The 17,376-nt window shown below is 39.9% G+C and carries 12 protein-coding genes; all 12 read left to right on the forward strand.

The window, feature by feature from the left end; genetic code table 11:
• Positions 1 to 220 precede the first annotated feature (220 nt).
• Positions 221 to 805 carry an RNA polymerase sigma factor gene (locus KZP23_RS14445; RefSeq protein ID WP_226332496.1) on the forward strand — a complete coding sequence of 195 codons (585 nt, stop codon included), beginning with the start codon at positions 221 to 223 and terminating at the stop codon, positions 803 to 805.
• A 159-nt stretch (positions 806 to 964) separates the two neighbouring features.
• Positions 965 to 1,930: a FecR family protein gene (locus KZP23_RS14450; RefSeq protein WP_226332497.1), complete on the forward strand. Its 966-nt coding sequence runs from the start codon at positions 965 to 967 to the stop codon at positions 1,928 to 1,930.
• 252 nt (positions 1,931 to 2,182) lie between these two features.
• Entirely contained in the window at positions 2,183 to 5,638 is a 3,456-nt protein-coding gene (locus tag KZP23_RS14455; protein ID WP_226332498.1) for a SusC/RagA family TonB-linked outer membrane protein, read from the forward strand.
• A 31-nt stretch (positions 5,639 to 5,669) separates the two neighbouring features.
• On the forward strand, positions 5,670 to 7,136 hold the full coding sequence (locus tag KZP23_RS14460) for a SusD/RagB family nutrient-binding outer membrane lipoprotein (RefSeq protein WP_226332499.1): 1,467 nt from the start codon (positions 5,670 to 5,672) through the stop codon (positions 7,134 to 7,136).
• A 45-nt stretch (positions 7,137 to 7,181) separates the two neighbouring features.
• Positions 7,182 to 7,625 (forward strand): hypothetical protein, encoded by a 444-nt coding sequence (locus KZP23_RS14465; RefSeq protein WP_226332500.1) that lies wholly within the window; start codon positions 7,182 to 7,184, stop codon positions 7,623 to 7,625.
• Between the two features lie 512 nt (positions 7,626 to 8,137).
• Positions 8,138 to 9,319 (forward strand): pyridoxal phosphate-dependent aminotransferase, encoded by a 1,182-nt coding sequence (locus KZP23_RS14470; protein WP_226332501.1) that lies wholly within the window; start codon positions 8,138 to 8,140, stop codon positions 9,317 to 9,319.
• Between the two features lie 16 nt (positions 9,320 to 9,335).
• Positions 9,336 to 10,457 (forward strand): AEC family transporter, encoded by a 1,122-nt coding sequence (locus KZP23_RS14475; RefSeq protein WP_226332502.1) that lies wholly within the window; start codon positions 9,336 to 9,338, stop codon positions 10,455 to 10,457.
• 510 nt (positions 10,458 to 10,967) lie between these two features.
• Positions 10,968 to 12,365 carry a PAS domain-containing protein gene (locus tag KZP23_RS14480; protein WP_226332503.1) on the forward strand — a complete coding sequence of 466 codons (1,398 nt, stop codon included), beginning with the start codon at positions 10,968 to 10,970 and terminating at the stop codon, positions 12,363 to 12,365.
• Between the two features lie 503 nt (positions 12,366 to 12,868).
• The gene (locus tag KZP23_RS14485; protein WP_226332504.1) at positions 12,869 to 13,351 is read left to right on the forward strand and encodes an RpiB/LacA/LacB family sugar-phosphate isomerase; all 483 of its coding nucleotides are present in this window, start codon (positions 12,869 to 12,871) and stop codon (positions 13,349 to 13,351) included.
• An 18-nt stretch (positions 13,352 to 13,369) separates the two neighbouring features.
• Entirely contained in the window at positions 13,370 to 14,767 is a 1,398-nt protein-coding gene (gndA, locus tag KZP23_RS14490; protein WP_226332505.1) for an NADP-dependent phosphogluconate dehydrogenase, read from the forward strand.
• A 38-nt stretch (positions 14,768 to 14,805) separates the two neighbouring features.
• Entirely contained in the window at positions 14,806 to 16,311 is a 1,506-nt protein-coding gene (gene zwf, locus KZP23_RS14495) for a glucose-6-phosphate dehydrogenase (RefSeq protein ID WP_226332506.1), read from the forward strand.
• 14 nt (positions 16,312 to 16,325) lie between these two features.
• Positions 16,326 to 17,051: a 6-phosphogluconolactonase gene (pgl, locus tag KZP23_RS14500; RefSeq protein WP_226332507.1), complete on the forward strand. Its 726-nt coding sequence runs from the start codon at positions 16,326 to 16,328 to the stop codon at positions 17,049 to 17,051.
• Positions 17,052 to 17,376 lie beyond the last annotated feature (325 nt).

A 17,376-nucleotide genomic window follows, 5' to 3' on the forward strand; every position in this document is an offset into this window, starting at 1 on the left:
TATATATGGATTGTGTAAAATATATTAATAGAAGTTATTTTTTTAACTTATAAATTATATTTTTATTGAAAAAATGTAAAAACAAGTTTTTAATTAATCGTTAAATTTATAATTTGACGTAAAGTTGGTTCAAATAGGTATTTATTTAATCCTATTAAGGTTTTAATAATATTTTGTTCCTGCTTTTATTCGTTTGTTCCGAAAACCACACCGCTAGCCCATGAAAGAAATCGAATTAAGACTACTTAAACAAATAAGGAAAGGAAATGAGTTGGCCTTTGTTGAAGTGTACGATAAGTATTGGAAATTACTTTTCAATAGCGGATATAAGCGGCTTCGAAAAAAGGAGATTGTTGAGGGATTGGTGCAGGAGGTTTTTGTGGAGATGTGGGTGAAGCGAGAGAGCTTAGAAATCCATACTTCCTTCAATTCTTATCTTTATACTGCCATGAAGTATAAGGTAATTAATCAGATGAAATCCCAAATGGTCAAGGAAAAATATGTAGCTTTTATAAGTTCAAAGCGTCCTTCTTTTGGGAGTGAGGTGGAAGAGAAGGTGTTTTATAAAGAATTGGATGAGGCATATAAAAAGGAAGTGGCTGAACTTCCTGAAAAAGCCAAGAAAGTTTATGTACTGAAGAATAACGAAGGTAAAAGCTATGCTGAAATAGCCCAGAAATTGGATATTTCCATTAGTACGGTTGAAAAGCATATGATTAAGGCCCTTAAGATTTTAAGAACCAATTTAAAGAATTACTCATTTTCGGCAATCTTAGTAGGTGTTGTTGGGCAAATGAATTTCTAAATATCTCATTACTTTACCAAGTTAATGTTTGTAGAATTGTTTGATTACTGTATCTTTTTTTATTGAATTAAAATAAATACTTAAGTTTTTTTGATTTTTTTTGAATAAGGATAGAGGGAGGATTTGGTAAAGTTGACATATATATAGAAAGCAGTTAAAATGAACCTAGAGGAGATTAATAGTTTGTTAGATAAATTTTTGTCCGGAAAGATCAGTAAGGAGGAAAAGGATTTGCTTGATAATTGGTATCAGGATTTCGATTCCCATGATGATATTACTGATAGGATGAGGAAGGATGAGCAGCTAGATATACGCAACAAAATGTTAAAGGCAATAAAAGAACAGGCCTTTGATAGTAAGTGGTCCAAAGGTGCTTCTCAAAAATCATTGGGGCAAATATTTATAAGAGTGGTGTCGGTAGCTGCCTCATTGGTTTTGATTGCAGCGTTTGCATATTCGGTATATTATCCAAGTTTAAAACCTGTAATATACCAAACTGATCTGGGAGAGATGTTGATTTTGAAGTTGCCAGATAGTACACAGGTTACTCTTAATGGAAACTCCCGATTGAGCTATAAGCCAAATTGGTTGGGTAAGTTTGACAGGAAAGTAAATTTGGAAGGTGAAGCATTTTTTGAAGTGTTTCACACGGTTGATCATAAAAGGTTTACGATAAACGAGAAGACAGGCATGGGAATAGAAGTTTATGGAACCGAATTCAACTATCAAGTTAGAGAAGGGGTGAACGCAGTGGCTTTGAAATCCGGAAGTGTAAAGATCATGTTACCTGATGATAGCAGGGAAGTCAAGAAGGAGCATTTTCTGAAGCCTGGAGAGATGGCGGAATTTGATGTACGAGAGCGGAGTGTGGAAATTGCATCTCCTGGTAATTTGGAGAGTTACTATGCTTGGAAAGATGGAAAGTTAATCATGGACTATTCCACTTTACCAGAGATCATAGAGCGTTTGAGGGGAACTTATGGAATAAGCCTAAGTTTGGATACTTCCAATTGGCGTGAAAGGAAAGTTTCAGGAACCCTGCCACTTACAAGAGATCCTGAATCCTTGATCCTGAATCTCGAAAAGCTTTTCGATATAGATATTGAAATTACAGAGCAGAAATAAAAAATTCTTAAATCAGGTCAACGAAAAGATCTGAAGAAGGGGGCACCCTTCAACCTTAATTATTCATTCTTATCATCGGTGCTGATGGCATATTTGCACATTCAGGAAAGTTATGTCTTGGCTTTCCCTGGAAGGATATTGCCAAAAAATACTGATAATCATTCGAGGAGATGGGGAGGCTTGTTTAGCAAAAGGTCAATGACAACCAAAGCCCAAAATACGCGAGTATTTTAACCACTTAACCAAATACCTATGCTAAACACATTTACCAAACGCGTGTTAGTGTTGATGGCGGCCTTTGTTTTCTCGGAAGAGGCCAAAGCCCAGCTACTCGCAGAATTTGCCCAGGTTCCAGATCGTTTTACGGTCTCCAGAGAACCTTCGCTACCGGATGTATTTCGTAAGTTGGAGGCGATTTATAATGTCTCTATAGCGTATCCGTCGGATCTAGCTGACGAAAAATGGTCTAAAGAATTCACCCCAGACCGTAACCTTAGTGTCGAAGAAAACTTGAATAATTTGCTAAAGGACTCTCAGCTGATTTATAGGCAGGGTGTTGGCGAATTTTATGTCGTGATGAAAAAAGATGCAGAAGAGACTGTCAAAGAGGCCCTTTCCGCAACTGTTGTTAAGACCAAAAAGGTGGTTTTTGAAGAAATTAAAGGAGTGGTGTTGGATGAAGAGGGAATGCCTATTCCAGGAGCCAGTGTTTTAGTGAAGGGAACCATGAAAGGCAGTGTTACTGATTTTGATGGGAATTTCACTTTGGATATTGAGGATGGGGTGCCTGATCAGGTTTTAGTGGTTTCATTTATTGGATTTGAGACCAAGGAAGTTACTGTAGGTTCGCAATCTGAATTCACCATTGTCCTCAGCTCCAGTACCATGGCTTTGAATGAGGTAGTTGTAACGGCCTTTGGTCTTGAAAGAGACAAAAAGGCATTGGGTTATACCGTTCAGAGCGTCAAAGGCGATGAACTCACGGAAGCACAAACTCCCAATGTGGTAAACAGCCTTTCTGGTAGAGTAGCAGGTGTACAGATCAATGGTAATTCGATGCCCGGAAGCGGGGCTCACGTTGTGATAAGGGGTTCGTCCTCAGTAGCTGGAGGAAACCAGCCTTTGGTGGTAGTAGATGGTGTTCCTTTGGAGCAAACTTCATCTAGAACATATGGTAATGGCCTTTCAGAAATCAACCCAGATAATATTAAAGAGATTAACGTTTTAAAAGGAGCCACTGCAGCAGCTTTATATGGTTCAAGAGCAGCCAATGGTGTCATCATGGTTACCACTAAAGATGGATCAGGGGCAAAAGGAATTGGTGTTGCCATCAATTCGAATATGACCTTTGACAATCCCTTGGTGAAACCCAACTTTCAAAATATCTATGGCGGTGGCTCTGGTTATAGGACCTATTATGTAGATGGCCGGAACGGTTTCGATGAAAATGGAATAAGAGGAACAGCCGGTGTCGATGAAAGTTGGGGCGCTCCTATGGATGGTAGAATGGTACCCTTATGGTATTCTGCTCCTGGGGAGGTGGCCCTGACCCCTCAGCCTGATAACTGGGAGGACTTCTGGGAAACTGGTAAAACCGTCAGCAATAATATCGCTGTTTCTGGAGGAAACGACAAAGGGAATTTCAGGCTTTCCGTTGGTCGTCTTGACCAGAAAAGTATCATGTATAATAATGATTATTACAGGAATAACTTCAAGCTGAATACTGGATATAATTTCACGGACAAGCTTAAAGTTACTATAAGTGCAGAGTATGTAAAATCCGGATCTGACAACAGAAGATATTCTGGTAGTTCGGATTTCATCTGGTCACATAGACATACCGATTTTACCAAGTTGAAAAATTGGAGGGATTATTATGACATCCAAAAAGAGACCTTCCGAGATGGAGATGAATATCCATATGCTAACTGGCAACATGAATATTTTGCTAATCCCTATTTCCTTCAAGAATACTATACCAATGGAAATACCAAAGATAGGATGCTCGGCAATATCGCTGTAAACTATGAATTTACTGATGAGCTGAGCTTAATGGTGAGATCAGGAACGGATTTTTGGACAGATACCCGAATCAATGTTACAGGGGTGGAGCGGACCAAGAATTTTGTAACTACAAAAGGTTCTTATGAGGAAGAGGTATTGAGGAGCCAGGAAACCAACAGTGATTTTATCTTTACTTTTGATAAGGATTTTTCGAATGCCTTTTCCTTAAAAGCCCAAGCAGGGGGGATCAACAGAACCAATTATTATAAAAGAAATTATGTGAATGTAAGTGAGCTGACCATTGATGGACTCTATAATTTGGGAAATTATGCCAGCCCTGTGACACCTGAAAGTACCATTAGAAAGCAGGAAGTGAACAGTTTGTTTGCTTCTGCACAATTTGGTTTGAACAACTATGTGTTCTTGGATGTGACGGGCCGAAATGATTGGTCAAGTACATTGCCTATTAAAAACAATTCGTTTTTCTACCCTTCATTGGCATTGAGTGCTGTATTGACCGATATGTTTAATATACAGAGTAATGTACTCTCCTTTGCAAAATTTAGGGCGAGTTGGGCACAGGTAGGAAGTGATGCGAATCCCTATATGCTTAATCAGGTATATAATTCCCAAGGACTTTGGGCGGGCACTACGCCTACTTACGCTGAGTCAGATGAAATCGCAAACATTAACTTAAAACCTGAAATTACTACAGGTCAGGAAATTGGCTTGGATTTAAGGTTTTTGGAAGGAAGACTTGGTTTGGATTTTACTTATTACGCACAGTCAACCACCAACCAAATCCTTGCTGTATCTATTTCCAGGTCTTCGGGTTACGCCAGCCAGATACTCAATGCTGGAGAGATTACCAATAAAGGGGTAGAATTAATGATTTATGGTACACCCATTAAGTCAGATTTGGGTTTTGTTTGGGACATGTCCTTCAATTTTTCCAGAAACAGGAACCTTGTTGTTGAATTAGCAGAAGGTTTGGAAAACTACACCTTGGCCAGTCAGAACAGTTTGACTTCTGAAGCAAGGGTAGGAGAGCCATACGGAACACTTTACGGAAGAAGGTATATGCGCTCTCCAGAAGGAGAGATTGTCTATAAGGATGGATTGCCTCAGTTGGAGGAAGGTACTTTTGCCTTAGGAAATATTCAGCCGGATTGGATGGGAGGGTTCTCCAATAATTTTAGCTATAAGAACTGGTCATTGAGTTCATTGATCGATATCAGAATGGGGGGAGACTTGTTTGATGTAGGAACCGGGCTTGCCCGTAAAACAGGTCAGTATGCTGAAACAGCCATTGGCCGTGAAGAAGGGGTTATCGGAGCCGGTGTGATGAATGTGGGCACGGAAGAGTCACCAGTTTATGTAGAGAATGATGTAATCGTAAATGCATCCACATTCTGGAATGCCCAAAATCCAAGGAACTATCATGAAGCTGGTATTTTCGATGGGAGTTTTGTAAAACTGCGACAACTTAGCCTAGGTTATACTTTCCCTAAAAACTTCCTTGGCAACAACTTTATACAATCTATGAAGCTGTCAGCGGTTGGTAGAAACTTGGCATTGCTTTACAAAAATCATCCACACATGGATCCTCAAGTTGATATGAAGGGGGGGAATGGCCAAGGCTTTTCTTACGGACAGCAACCTGCCACGAGAAGTATAGGTTTTAACCTAAGCGTTACTTTTTGATCTTGATTGAGGAGCCTAAAAACAACGAGTTATGAAAAGAATAAAAAAACTATATCACGTTCTTATGATTTCAGCGGCAGGCCTCGTAGTGGGCGCTTGTACAGGGGATTTTGAAGAGATGAACACTGATCCTAACAACCCGGTGACCATTTCACCGGCCTTGTTACTGCCCAATGCCATCCAAGTTTCAGTAGACAGGTATTGGGGACATGATACCCGGTTTGAAAGGTTGAATATTGATGCAGCCATGTGTTGGATGCAACATTTATCTAGAAATATATATATCAACGTAGAAGGGGATAGTTATGAAATTCCTTTGACGGTTTCATCTGGAACTTGGAACGCGCTCTATAACGATGCTTTGGTGAATTTTGAAAGTGTGTTGAGGCTTTCAGGACCTGAAGGAGACTTCTCCAATAGCAATTATTATGGCGTGGCCCTTGTGATGAAATCCTTTACTTTTTCCTATATGACAGATGTGTTTGGACCGATTCCCTATTCAGAGGCACTAAAGGGGACAGCAGAGGAGTCCATTAATAGTCCAAAATATGATTCTATGGAGGAAATATATGCAGGATTAATGGCAGATCTTAAATTGGCCAACGAGAATTTAAACGTGGATGGTCCTGCTATAAGTGGTGATATTCTTTTTGATGGTGATATCTTGAAGTGGAAGATGTTTGCCAATTCCCTTAGGTTGAAACTGGCCAACCATCAGGCAGCCAAAAAACCGGCAGAATCTAAGGCTGTAATGGCTGAGATTTTATCCAATCCATCTACTTACCCGGTGTTTACCAACAATGACAATTTTGCACAATTGCATCATGTTAATGTTATAGGTAGCAGGAATAAAATGTTCGATGTATTCTCTACCCGTTCTGACTGGAATATTAGTAGTACATTGATTGATAAATTGCTGGAACTGGATGATGAGAGGATTACAGTTTATGCCCAGCCATTGGCAGATGGGTCATATGCGGGCTTACCTAATGGACTGACTGATGCAGCCGCGGGGACTTTCACGGCATCCACAATAGGTACCAAGTTTTTGCAGCCAACTGCACCGAGTATTTTGATGAGCTATGCAGAGTTATTGTTTATCAAGGCAGAGGCGGCATTTGACGGAGATATTTCTGGTGATCCTGAAGTCTTATTGGAGGAGGCCATTGCTGCTTCCTTTGACCAGCATGGTTTGGAAATGCCCGGTGATTATATGTCCAGGCTTGGGGCGGTGGATAAGGAGATCATTATGACGCAGAAATGGTTGGCGCTTTTTGGGCAAGGTATAGAAGCTTGGACCGAGTATAGAAGAACAGGTTATCCAGTATTTCCTCCGGCTCATCCAAGTGCTGTATTTTATAATGAAGGTGTATTGCCCACTAGAATCGAGTATCCTACTTCAGAGTATTCACTGAACAAAGTAGCCTTAGATGAAGGTGTAAGGATGCTAGGTGGAGAAGATAATATGCGCGTGCCATTATGGTGGGTAGAGGATTGATACAGGGCATTCAAAATTTGCAGTTTTCAATTAAAGAACAAAAACATGAAAAATATACAATATAAAACCTTTGGAGCTTTGTTAATGATGGTTTGTTTCTTGAGTTTCTCTTGCACAGATGCAGAAGACTTAGCTACACCCAATGTGGCCTCTCCAGTATTGGTAATGGTGGAAGGTAGCTCTTTTCCAGCTGATGGAGAAATTGATGTAATGGCCAAGTTTTTGGAATTGGATAAGTCAGGTATACTAGACCATAATGTAGGGATAGATTCTATCCCTGTTATGGATCTACCTATAACTGTATATGTCAATCAAACCCAAGAAGTTTCTTCTTTAGTGACCGATCAGGAAGGAGCAATCATGTTAGCACTGACATGGGAGGAGCTTGGGCTGACAGCAGCAAATACCGGTGATCAGGTAAGGTTGGAATTTACAGGCTCATATAAAAATGTGGCATTCAGAAAATATCATACTGTGAGGGTGGATTAATTTGTCTTTATCCTACAGAAGAATTTATAATGGGTAATTCTATAGGTCAAAAACCTGGATGGCATAGCTGTTCAGGTTTTTTTCATTGTAGTGGCAGATCAATAATAACGAAATAGAAAGAAAGTGTTTAAATGATCGCTCATATATAAAGCTTTGAAAAATGTTTCAATAGTATAGCATCTAAATGTAGGTAGAAGGTCTATTAAAGTATTAGGTATATGGGTGTTGAAAAACTGTGTTTTAGGATGTTGTTTTGTTTTTTGTAGGGTTTTTAGCTTTTTATTTTACCCTTGATGTGTTTGTTTTTCAGTTTTTTTTAGATGTCAGGGGTAAAAAATGCTTTTCCTATGGAGGTTGATGGTGCCTAGCTTGACTTATATATAGAAGCCCGAAATAAATGATGATTATTTAGGTCCGGATAATTTGAGCCGGCAAAGCCATACAATAAGCCCATTATTAGTAAGCAATTAGATCATTTATATATCAATTTTCAAGTTTTAACCATTTCAACCATGACAACAAAAATCAACAGAAGAGCTTGGCTCAAGTCCAGTTTGTTAGCAGCTGGAGGTATAGGATTGGCTCCATCCTTAGCAGGAGCAACAGTTTCCAGGGTTTCATCACATGTCGCACCGATTAATCCACAGAGCTTGCTTTGGGAGCATGACCCTATGTTTAAGGAAAAGGTACCGGCACTAAAAGCTCGGCTTTTGGCCAATGAAAACCCTTATGGTCCAGCAAAAAAAGTGATTTCGTCTATTTCAGAAGCAGTTTCTTTAGGAAATAGGTATGCACATAGTGATGCGGCAACATTAATTGAAATGATTGCTGAAAAAGAAGGAGTAACCAAAGACCATATAATGTTAGGTCCTGGCTCTACTGATTTATTGGAGAAAACAGCTATTGTGAGTTTTCTGAAAGGTGGGAATATCGTATCAGCAGATCCTTCCTATATGTCGTTGATCAATACTTCAAGAGGTATAGGTGCGGAATGGAAGCCGATTCCTTTAAAAGCTGATTTTTCACATGACTTGGATGCCATGGCCAGCGCCGTGGACAGTGAAACAAAGATGGTTTATGTGTGTAATCCAAACAATCCGACAGGATCTATTACCAATGCAGAGAAGCTGAAAAGTTTCTGTAAAAACGTATCTAAAAAGACGCCAATTTTCGTCGATGAGGCCTATTTGGAGTTTATGGATGATTCCGAGAAAAATACCATGTCCGGATTGGTGGCTGAGGGATATGACGTCATCATTGCCAGAACTTTCAGTAAAATCCATGGTATGGCTGGATTAAGGATCGGCTATATCGTAGCTCAGCCGGAGCGAATAGAAAGCATCACCAGTATGGTGAGAAGCACCATGGGCTTGTCGGTAACATCTCTAAGAGGGGCGATTACCAGTATGAAAGAAGAGCAGTTCATTGCCGACTGTAAAAGCATGAATAAGGAGTGCAGGGACTTTACCTACAGTGCATTGACAGGGATGGGATACGATGTGATTCCTTCAAATACCAGTTTTATGATCTTTCCAATAGAAATGGAAGGGGACAAATTTATCAAAGCCATGTTTGCAGAGGGAGTAGGGGTGAGAGCTTATAATTTTCTTGATAAGCCTTGGTGTAGGGTAAGTATGGGTACCATGCCAGAGATGAAGATTTTCCTAGAAGCATTTAAGAAAGTTACCGCCTAATAAAAATTAGTCTATCATGAGCATAGCTATACAAAAAACCCTATCTCTACTATTACTCATAGGTATAGGTTTTTTTCTAAAGAGTAAACTGAATAAAGAAGAGCACAAAAAAGGACTGAAGATCATCATTCTTAATATAGCCTTGCCTGCAATCATTTTTGTGGCCTTGCTGAAGATAGAGATACAGCCGGATCTTTTGTTCTTGCCTGTCTTGGCTTTGATATTTAACCTGGTTATGTTGGGGGTGAGTAAGTATGTACTGCCATTATATGGGATTGATAATGATAGCCCAACTATGCGTACCTTGATGATGCTTTTACCTTCTTTGGCCCCTGGACTTTCCTGTTTCCCCTTTTTGGTGGAATACTTGGGAGATGAGGCTCTGGCGATGGGGGCATTGGCAGATATTGGGAATAAGGTTTTTGTGTTGATTTTGACCTATTTGCTCGCCATGAGTTGGTACTATAAAGCCAATAAGTCGGTCAGTCATAGTGGGAACCAAAAGATCAAGGGACTCTTGCTATCCATGCTCAATGAGCCCATTAACATGGTCATGATTGTGGCGATTATATTGTTGGGCTTTGGTTTTACTTTAGAGAGTCTGCCCTTGTTCCTCAGTGAAGCGATCATTCAAATGAAAAACCTGATGACTCCGCTTATCCTGATATTCATTGGAGTGGCTGCGGTTCTGAAGTGGGACCAACTGAAAATGATTGTGGCTTTGCTATCGTTTAGGGCTGGGATCACCTTTATCATCAGTGGTTTACTGGTTATGCTCGTGCCTATGCCCAATGAAGCGGCCATATTGCTGGCAGTAGTTTTTCCACAAAGTGCCTGTAGTTTCTGGCCTTATGCGCATATGTCAGCTGTTTCAGGAATGGAAAAACTGGATAATAAGGCAGTTCATGAGGAGACTTTTGATATGGGGCTTGGCTTGAATATACTTGCCGTATCCTTGCCTTTCAGTACCCTGGTAATCCTGGGGGTGTTTAGCTCGGGCAGTTATTTTGTAAACCCCTATCATATTTTATTAGGAGGAGCGACATTGATGGGCTTGGCAGCAATTCCTGTGGTGGTTCAGCTGGTCAAAAAGTCGAATGTCGGAAGTTATAAGCTTTCCGAAGAGGAAAGTGAATAAACAAGTGCTTATTTCAGAATAAGTTATATAGTTGAATGTTGTTATTTTGTGGGTTGGCAAAAGCCTCGCGTGTGCGGGGCTTTTACTTTTTTAGGGGGCTTGGTTTTTTGTATAGAGTTTTTGGTTTTCTAGCGTGGTTTTGGGGGAGTTGAAAGGCATAGTTTGGGGCATTTTTTTTAAAAGAAGAGATCTTGTGAGTTAAAGTAAAACTGTCTCAAAACTAAATTTCAAAATCTAAAAGGCCAATTGAAGCTCTGGAAACCGATTTTCGGGAATAGGTTTCTGTTTTTCTTGATCTATGTCAGCTGAATGTTGCATTAACCAGTAAATGGATCATGCGATGAAAGAATCTTTTTTGTTTTTTTCTTGGTGTGCCTTTTATGGTTGCTTTATTACAGAAGAGAATATCCTATAATTTATGCGTTGCAGATTGCATACAGGTACTTGTATACATGGGCTTCAATGAATATCTTAGCTATGCGTGTGATGCTGGTTTTATAATAGATCAATATGGATTATAAAAAACTGTTTTATGATGCTCCAATCCCATTAATTATTTCCAATGAAGAGGGGGAAATTGAGATAATGAATGAAAGTGCCCGGAAGTTTTTAAATATAAACGATGGCCATGTATTAACAGGAGTAAGTATACTGGAGTTATTGGCTCCTTTACAGGTTTCTTTTGCTCAATCATTTATCAACTTCTATAAAGGTCTCAATACACGTAGCGATTATATGATCAAGTTGAGAGATGGTTCGGAGGTTTATACAAGAATTTCCTCTTCTAGTATCAAGTCTAAAGGAAAAAATAGGTTCGTTTTTTCATTTCAGATTTTGATAAGTGATGATAGGCTTGTGAATGAACTCAAAGATCAGGTAAAAGAGCGGGTAAAGGAACAGTTGGCCATATTGAATGTAATAGATGCCCTGTTTAAGTTTTCTGAAATCAATGAAGCCATAGCCAATTGTTTGCCGGCCATATGTAAGGGGTGGAGATTCCCTGATGCGACCATAGCGAGAATAGAATTAACCAGTGGGGAGGTTTTTGCCAGTAAAAATTTCAAGGAAACGGAGTGGATGATGCGGGCAGATATAAAGGTCAAAGAAGGGAAAATTGGGTTTATTGAAGTAGGTTATCTGCATGAAGTGCCTCTTTTTGGTGGTTCTGTGTTCCTTTTTGAAGAAACAAGGCTGATCAATATACTTTCCAGTATTATTGGGCTGTTTATAGAGCAGTGGAGGGATAGCCAGAAAGTACGGGAAAATGAACAGGTACTTAGAAAAATCACAAACCAGGCTCCATGCAACACCTATATGTTTGAAATTGATGAGACTGAACATGTCAATATTCTTTTTGCCAACCAGGGAGCTGACGATCATAGTTATTCCTTTGATATGGGAGATTTAATCAAGAGCTCAAGGAAGTTTAGAGAGGCTTTACATGAAGAAGATAGGGTCCCTTTCATAGAAGCGATGAAGTCGGCATACCATTCAAATACATTACTAAGTATCCAATATAGGATAGAGGTGAACCATGAAATTCGATGGAGATGGTTAAAAGCACTTCCTGAGAAAAGTAAGAATGGAAAAATAATCTGGTATGGGACAAGTCATGATATTACTCCTATCGCAAATTATATCAATACAACAGAGCAAATATTGTTTGATATCTCCCATGTCATCCGAAAACCTATTGCATCCATTTTGGGCTTGGCCAATATGATTAGTAGTAGTGATTTATCCGAAAGGGAATTAGTAGATCTTTCTGCTAAATTACAGGAAGTTACCAATGAATTAGATTCATTTTTAAGTGAAATAAATCATGCTTATAGTGATCAAAGGGAAGCCAATGCATTACTTCATTTTGATTTCAATCCCTTGATTGATCAGCGAAAGGATTTATTTTAGGGAGTGATATTGGATAATTTTTCTTTGACCATTCCAGAAATTGGTAAGTAACTGGGCTATAGGTTTAGTAGGACTAAGTTTATTTGGGTTTTTATTTTAGATCAGTGAAAAGCCTATTTGTTAATTATTTTCTAAATGTTGAGCTAATTCATTGCAAATTCTCGGACTTTCCGCCTGTATTTTTTAGTTTTGCCAAGGCTTTGTATTATTCATCTTCCTATATGATGTTTTAGCCTCTTTATACAGGGGAAATAGGCATGAAAAATAAGACTGATATCTGATGTCAATAAGAGTATGGGCAGGGTATTTCCGTTAAGTAGGGAATGGATAGGAAGTGTATCTTATCTGATATTACTAAATGGATGATTAATTCGGAGTTTGAAGGCTTAACAGGTACTAGCGTTTTAAGATTAAATTAAAAAAAGCCTATTTTTGGGCTTCTTTAGAATAAAGGACAATCGGGTGTTCAATGAAATGTATTGGCATCCAAAAACACAAATGAGATGAAATTAGGAATAGCTGCTGATCATGGTGGATTTGACCAAAAACAACAAATCTTACGATTTCTGAAAGATAGTGGGCTTGAGGTGATTGATTTTGGTGCTCACGAATTTGATGAAACAGATGATTATCCGGATGTGGTAAAACCATTGGCCTTGGCCATTGCAAAAGGAGAAGTGAAGAAAGGCATAGCTATTTGTGGGAGTGGGGTTGGTGTTTCCGTGGCGGCCAATAAGGTGCCAGGGGTGAGAGCAGCTTTGATTACCGAACCATATTCTGCCCATCAAGGGGTGGAGCATGATAATATGAATTTAATGTGTCTTGGTGGCAGAGTGATTGGCCCGGCTTTGATCAAGGAATTAGTGGCGGTGTTTATTCAGTCGGAGTATGTGGAGAAGGAAAGATTTCAAAGACGTCTCAATAAAGTGGATGAATTGGAAAAGGCTTTTGGCCAATTGACTAAAAAAGAAGAACCTAAAAAATAATAGTAAAGATTAAAAGAAATGGGACAATATGACTTTGGTATAGTAGGCTTAGGTGTGATGGGCAGGAATTTACTGCTTAATATGGCAGATCATGGTTTTGCAGTGGCTGGACTTGATCTGGATGAAGAAAAAGCACTTTCGCTCGAAAAAGAAGCCGCCAAGGGCCATCAGGTAAAGGGATTTACTGCTGCCGAGGATTTTATCAAATCGCTTAAAAACCCAAAAGCCATCATGCTTTTGGTGCCGGCAGGAAAGCCCGTGGATGCTGCCATTGCTTCATTGTTGCCATTTATGGATCAAGGGGATATCGTGGTGGATGGAGGAAATTCTTATTTCCCAGACACGGACAGAAGGTTTAAAGAATTGGCCGAAAAAGGTATCCATTTCTTTGGGATGGGGATTTCTGGCGGTGAGAAAGGAGCCAGGTTTGGTCCTAGTATGATGCCGGGTGGCGATGCTGAAGCGTATGAAAGACTAAGGCCTGTTTTTGAAGCCATTGCAGCTAAAGTGGATGGAGAACCGTGTGTGACCTATTTGGGCAGGGGATCTGCAGGAAACTATGTGAAGATGGTGCATAATGGTATCGAATATGGCATCATGCAGCTGATTGCAGAGACCTATGATCTCATGAAGAGAGGTTTGGGGCTGGATGATGCAAAGATCCAAGAAGCCTTTGAAGCCTGGAACCAAAGTGAATTGCAGTCTTTCTTGGTTGAAATAACCGCTAAATTGCTTAAGAAGGTGGATGAAACCACTGGGAAGCACTTGGTAAGCTTGATATCTGACCGTGCCCGATCAAAAGGTACAGGTAAATGGACATCTCAGAATGCCATGGATTTGCAGGCGCCTGTTCCGGTTATCGATGTGGCGGTCTTAATGAGAGATATCTCTAAATATAAAGAAGAAAGGGAAAGTGCCAGCAAAACTTTATTGTGGAATCCGGCAGTTGAAAAGGATGCTTCTTTGGATATGTTGAAAAATGCTTTTTACTTTGCCATGATTACTACCTATGCGCAAGGGATGGCTCAGCTAAGCATCGCCTCCAAGGAGTACGATTATGGATTGAACTTGGAGGAAGTAGCCAAGATCTGGCGTGGAGGATGTATCATTAGAGCTGTATGTTTGGAAGACTTCAGACAGGCTTACAGTAGAAATGCTGACTTGCCTAATTTGTTGTTGGACAAAAACATCGGCCAGAGTTTAATGGATAAGCAAAAAGATATAAGAGAACTAGTGAAAATGGCTGTGGACCAGGGTGTTCCTGCTCCTGCTTATATGGCTTCATTAGGATATTTTGATTCTTACCGAAGTGAGATTTTACCGACAAATGTAATCCAAGCTCAGAGAGATTTCTTTGGCGCCCATCAGTTTGAGCGCATTGACAAAGAAGGGGTATTCCACGCGCAGTGGGAATAAGGAAGTCGAGCTGAGGGATTAATCTAAAGAATTAAAAAATGAAAACAACGAAAAAGGCAGACCCGACCATTATTGTAATTTTCGGAGGTACAGGTGATCTGGCCAAGCGAAAGCTGGTACCAGCTTTTTACAATCTGTTCCTTGATGGGTGGATGCCGAGCAAATTTGCTATTATCGGTTTGGGAAGAACCGAGTTGGATGATGAAGCCTACAAAAAGAGACTTTTTGATGGATTGGTGGAGTTTTCCAGAAATGGAAAGCCAGAAAAGGAGAGTTGGGAAAAATTCAATCCTGCCATAAGTTATTTCCAGTCCAATATAAATGATCAGGGTTCATATGAGGATTTGGCCAAGAAAATGGACCAAATTGATCAGGAATGGGGTGTAAGGGCAAATAGGCTGTTTTATCTTTCAGTTGCTCCTAGGTTCATCGAAAGTGTAACCACCAATTTGAGTGTTTCTGGTTTGGCCTGTGATGATCTGAAGGACAGAATCATTATTGAAAAACCATTTGGGACCAATAAGGAAACGGCCATTGAGCTGAACGACATGCTGCGTAGGACCTTCAAGGAGGAACAGATATACCGAATAGACCATTATTTGGGTAAGGAGACTGTGCAGAATATTCTTGCCTTTAGGTTTGCCAATGCCTTGTTTGAGCCGCTTTGGAACAGGAATTATATCGATTATGTACAAATAACCGTAGCCGAACAAGTAGGTGTAGAAGATCGGGGAGGTTATTATGAAGGCTCTGGTGCCCTTCGGGACATGATTCAAAACCACCTTTTGCAGATTCTCTGTATGGTGGCCATGGAAGCACCGATCTCTTTTGAGGCAGAAGAAATCCGGAATAGAAAAGCGGATGTGCTTCGTGCTGTAAGAAGGATCAATCCTGAGGAAGTGCATAAATTTGCCGTTAGAGGACAATATGGCCCTGGTTGGGTGGAGGGGAAAAAAGTACCTGGATATAGAGAAGAAAATGGTGTTGATCCAAAGTCAGGAACAGAAACCTATGCTGCGATCAAGTTTTACTTGGACAACTGGAGATGGCAGGGGGTTCCTTTCTACTTAAGGACTGGAAAGAGAATGCCCGTAAAGACTTCCTCCGTGACCATACAGTTTAGACCAGTACCACATTCTACCTTCTCCAAGGAGCAAGGAGACAGTGTGATGCCCAATAGGTTGACCATTAACCTACAGCCCCAGATGGATATCCGACTAAGGTTTACGGTCAAGCAGCACGGTTTGGAGATGAATCTTAACCAGGCAGACATGATCTATGATTATGATGCTTGTAGCACGCAAACACCAGAAGCCTATGAAACCTTATTGTTGGATGCAATGAGAGGGGATCCTACCTTGTTTATGCGTTCTGACCAAGTAGAAGAGGCTTGGGATGTGATCAGCTCCATATTGGAAGTTTGGGAGAAAAGACCTTCATTGGACTTTCCTAATTATGCCGCCGGAGCTTGGGGACCTGAAAATGCAGAAGCTCTGATTGCCAAGGACGGACATGTTTGGGCAACCAGCCTTCAGAAAGATTAAAAACAATGCTTAAAATGATCAATATTCATAAAGATCCGGCAGCGCTTGGAGAAGTAGCAGCCAAATTATTTGTTAATTCGGCAAAGGTGGCTATTGAAGAAAAAGGTAAGTTTACGGTAGCACTTACAGGAGGGAGTTCTCCAGTTCAATTGTACAAATTGCTTGCTGAGGAACAATACAAAAGCCAGGTAGACTGGGATAAGGTATTTGTTTTTTGGGGGGATGAAAGATGGGTGCCTTTGGAAGATGAGCAGAGCAATGCCGGAATGGCCTTTAATACCTTGTTGGACCACGTTCCTGTTCCTAAGGAAAATATCTATCCAATGTGGGCAGCAGGTATCACGCCTGAAGCAAGGGCAGCTGAATATGAAGGGTATTTGAAGAAGGTGTTAGGAGAAGAAGGTGTTTTTGATTTGATACTGTTGGGTATGGGAGATGATGGACATACAGCATCCTTATTTCCTGGTACCAAGGTTTTGGAAGAAAATCAGAAATGGGTAGAAGGATATTTTTTGCAAGCAAAGGATATCTATAGAATTACCCTGACAGCCCCTTTGATCAATAAAGCCAAAAAGATTGTGTTTTTTGTTTTTGGGGATAATAAATCTAATGCATTATACCAAGTGCTGGAAGGGGAACCAAATTACCAACTATATCCATCACAGCTGATCAAACCGGTGAATGGTGAATTATTATGGTTAGCAGATGAGGCTGCGGCTTCCAAACTGAAGGGTAGGTAAACAGAGATTTCTAAAATAATTGTTAAAAAGGAGACGGTGGTCTCCTTTTTTGCATTTATAACCATTTGTATATTTTACTTTCTATTGGTATAAGTTTTTTGCAATTATTACCGAAGAATCATTAGTTTTAAAATTAGTTAACAACCAAGCTTCGGTTTTCTTTTTATATGTTAGGATATGAGCATGAAGACAGTTTTGATATTTGGCTATTCCTTTATTTGTAAAATTAATAAGAGGTACTGGTTGAAGGACTGAGCTATTGGCTTGATTTAAACTAAGCTATTAAACCAGAATTTTATAACAATAAACCACTAAATAAATCTCA

Source organism: Echinicola marina, assembly GCF_020463795.1.
GTDB lineage: Bacteria > Bacteroidota > Bacteroidia > Cytophagales > Cyclobacteriaceae > Echinicola > Echinicola marina.

Coding starts and splice junctions, on each gene's coding strand:
- KZP23_RS14475 (WP_226332502.1), top strand. CDS start 9,336: ATGAGCATAGCTATACAAAAAACCCTATCTCTACTATTACTCATAGGT.
- gndA (WP_226332505.1), top strand. CDS start 13,370: ATGGGACAATATGACTTTGGTATAGTAGGCTTAGGTGTGATGGGCAGG.
- KZP23_RS14470 (WP_226332501.1), top strand. CDS start 8,138: ATGACAACAAAAATCAACAGAAGAGCTTGGCTCAAGTCCAGTTTGTTA.
- KZP23_RS14455 (WP_226332498.1), top strand. CDS start 2,183: ATGCTAAACACATTTACCAAACGCGTGTTAGTGTTGATGGCGGCCTTT.
- KZP23_RS14480 (WP_226332503.1), top strand. CDS start 10,968: ATGGATTATAAAAAACTGTTTTATGATGCTCCAATCCCATTAATTATT.
- pgl (WP_226332507.1), top strand. CDS start 16,326: ATGATCAATATTCATAAAGATCCGGCAGCGCTTGGAGAAGTAGCAGCC.
- KZP23_RS14485 (WP_226332504.1), top strand. CDS start 12,869: ATGAAATTAGGAATAGCTGCTGATCATGGTGGATTTGACCAAAAACAA.
- KZP23_RS14465 (WP_226332500.1), top strand. CDS start 7,182: ATGAAAAATATACAATATAAAACCTTTGGAGCTTTGTTAATGATGGTT.
- KZP23_RS14445 (WP_226332496.1), top strand. CDS start 221: ATGAAAGAAATCGAATTAAGACTACTTAAACAAATAAGGAAAGGAAAT.
- KZP23_RS14450 (WP_226332497.1), top strand. CDS start 965: ATGAACCTAGAGGAGATTAATAGTTTGTTAGATAAATTTTTGTCCGGA.
- KZP23_RS14460 (WP_226332499.1), top strand. CDS start 5,670: ATGAAAAGAATAAAAAAACTATATCACGTTCTTATGATTTCAGCGGCA.
- zwf (WP_226332506.1), top strand. CDS start 14,806: ATGAAAACAACGAAAAAGGCAGACCCGACCATTATTGTAATTTTCGGA.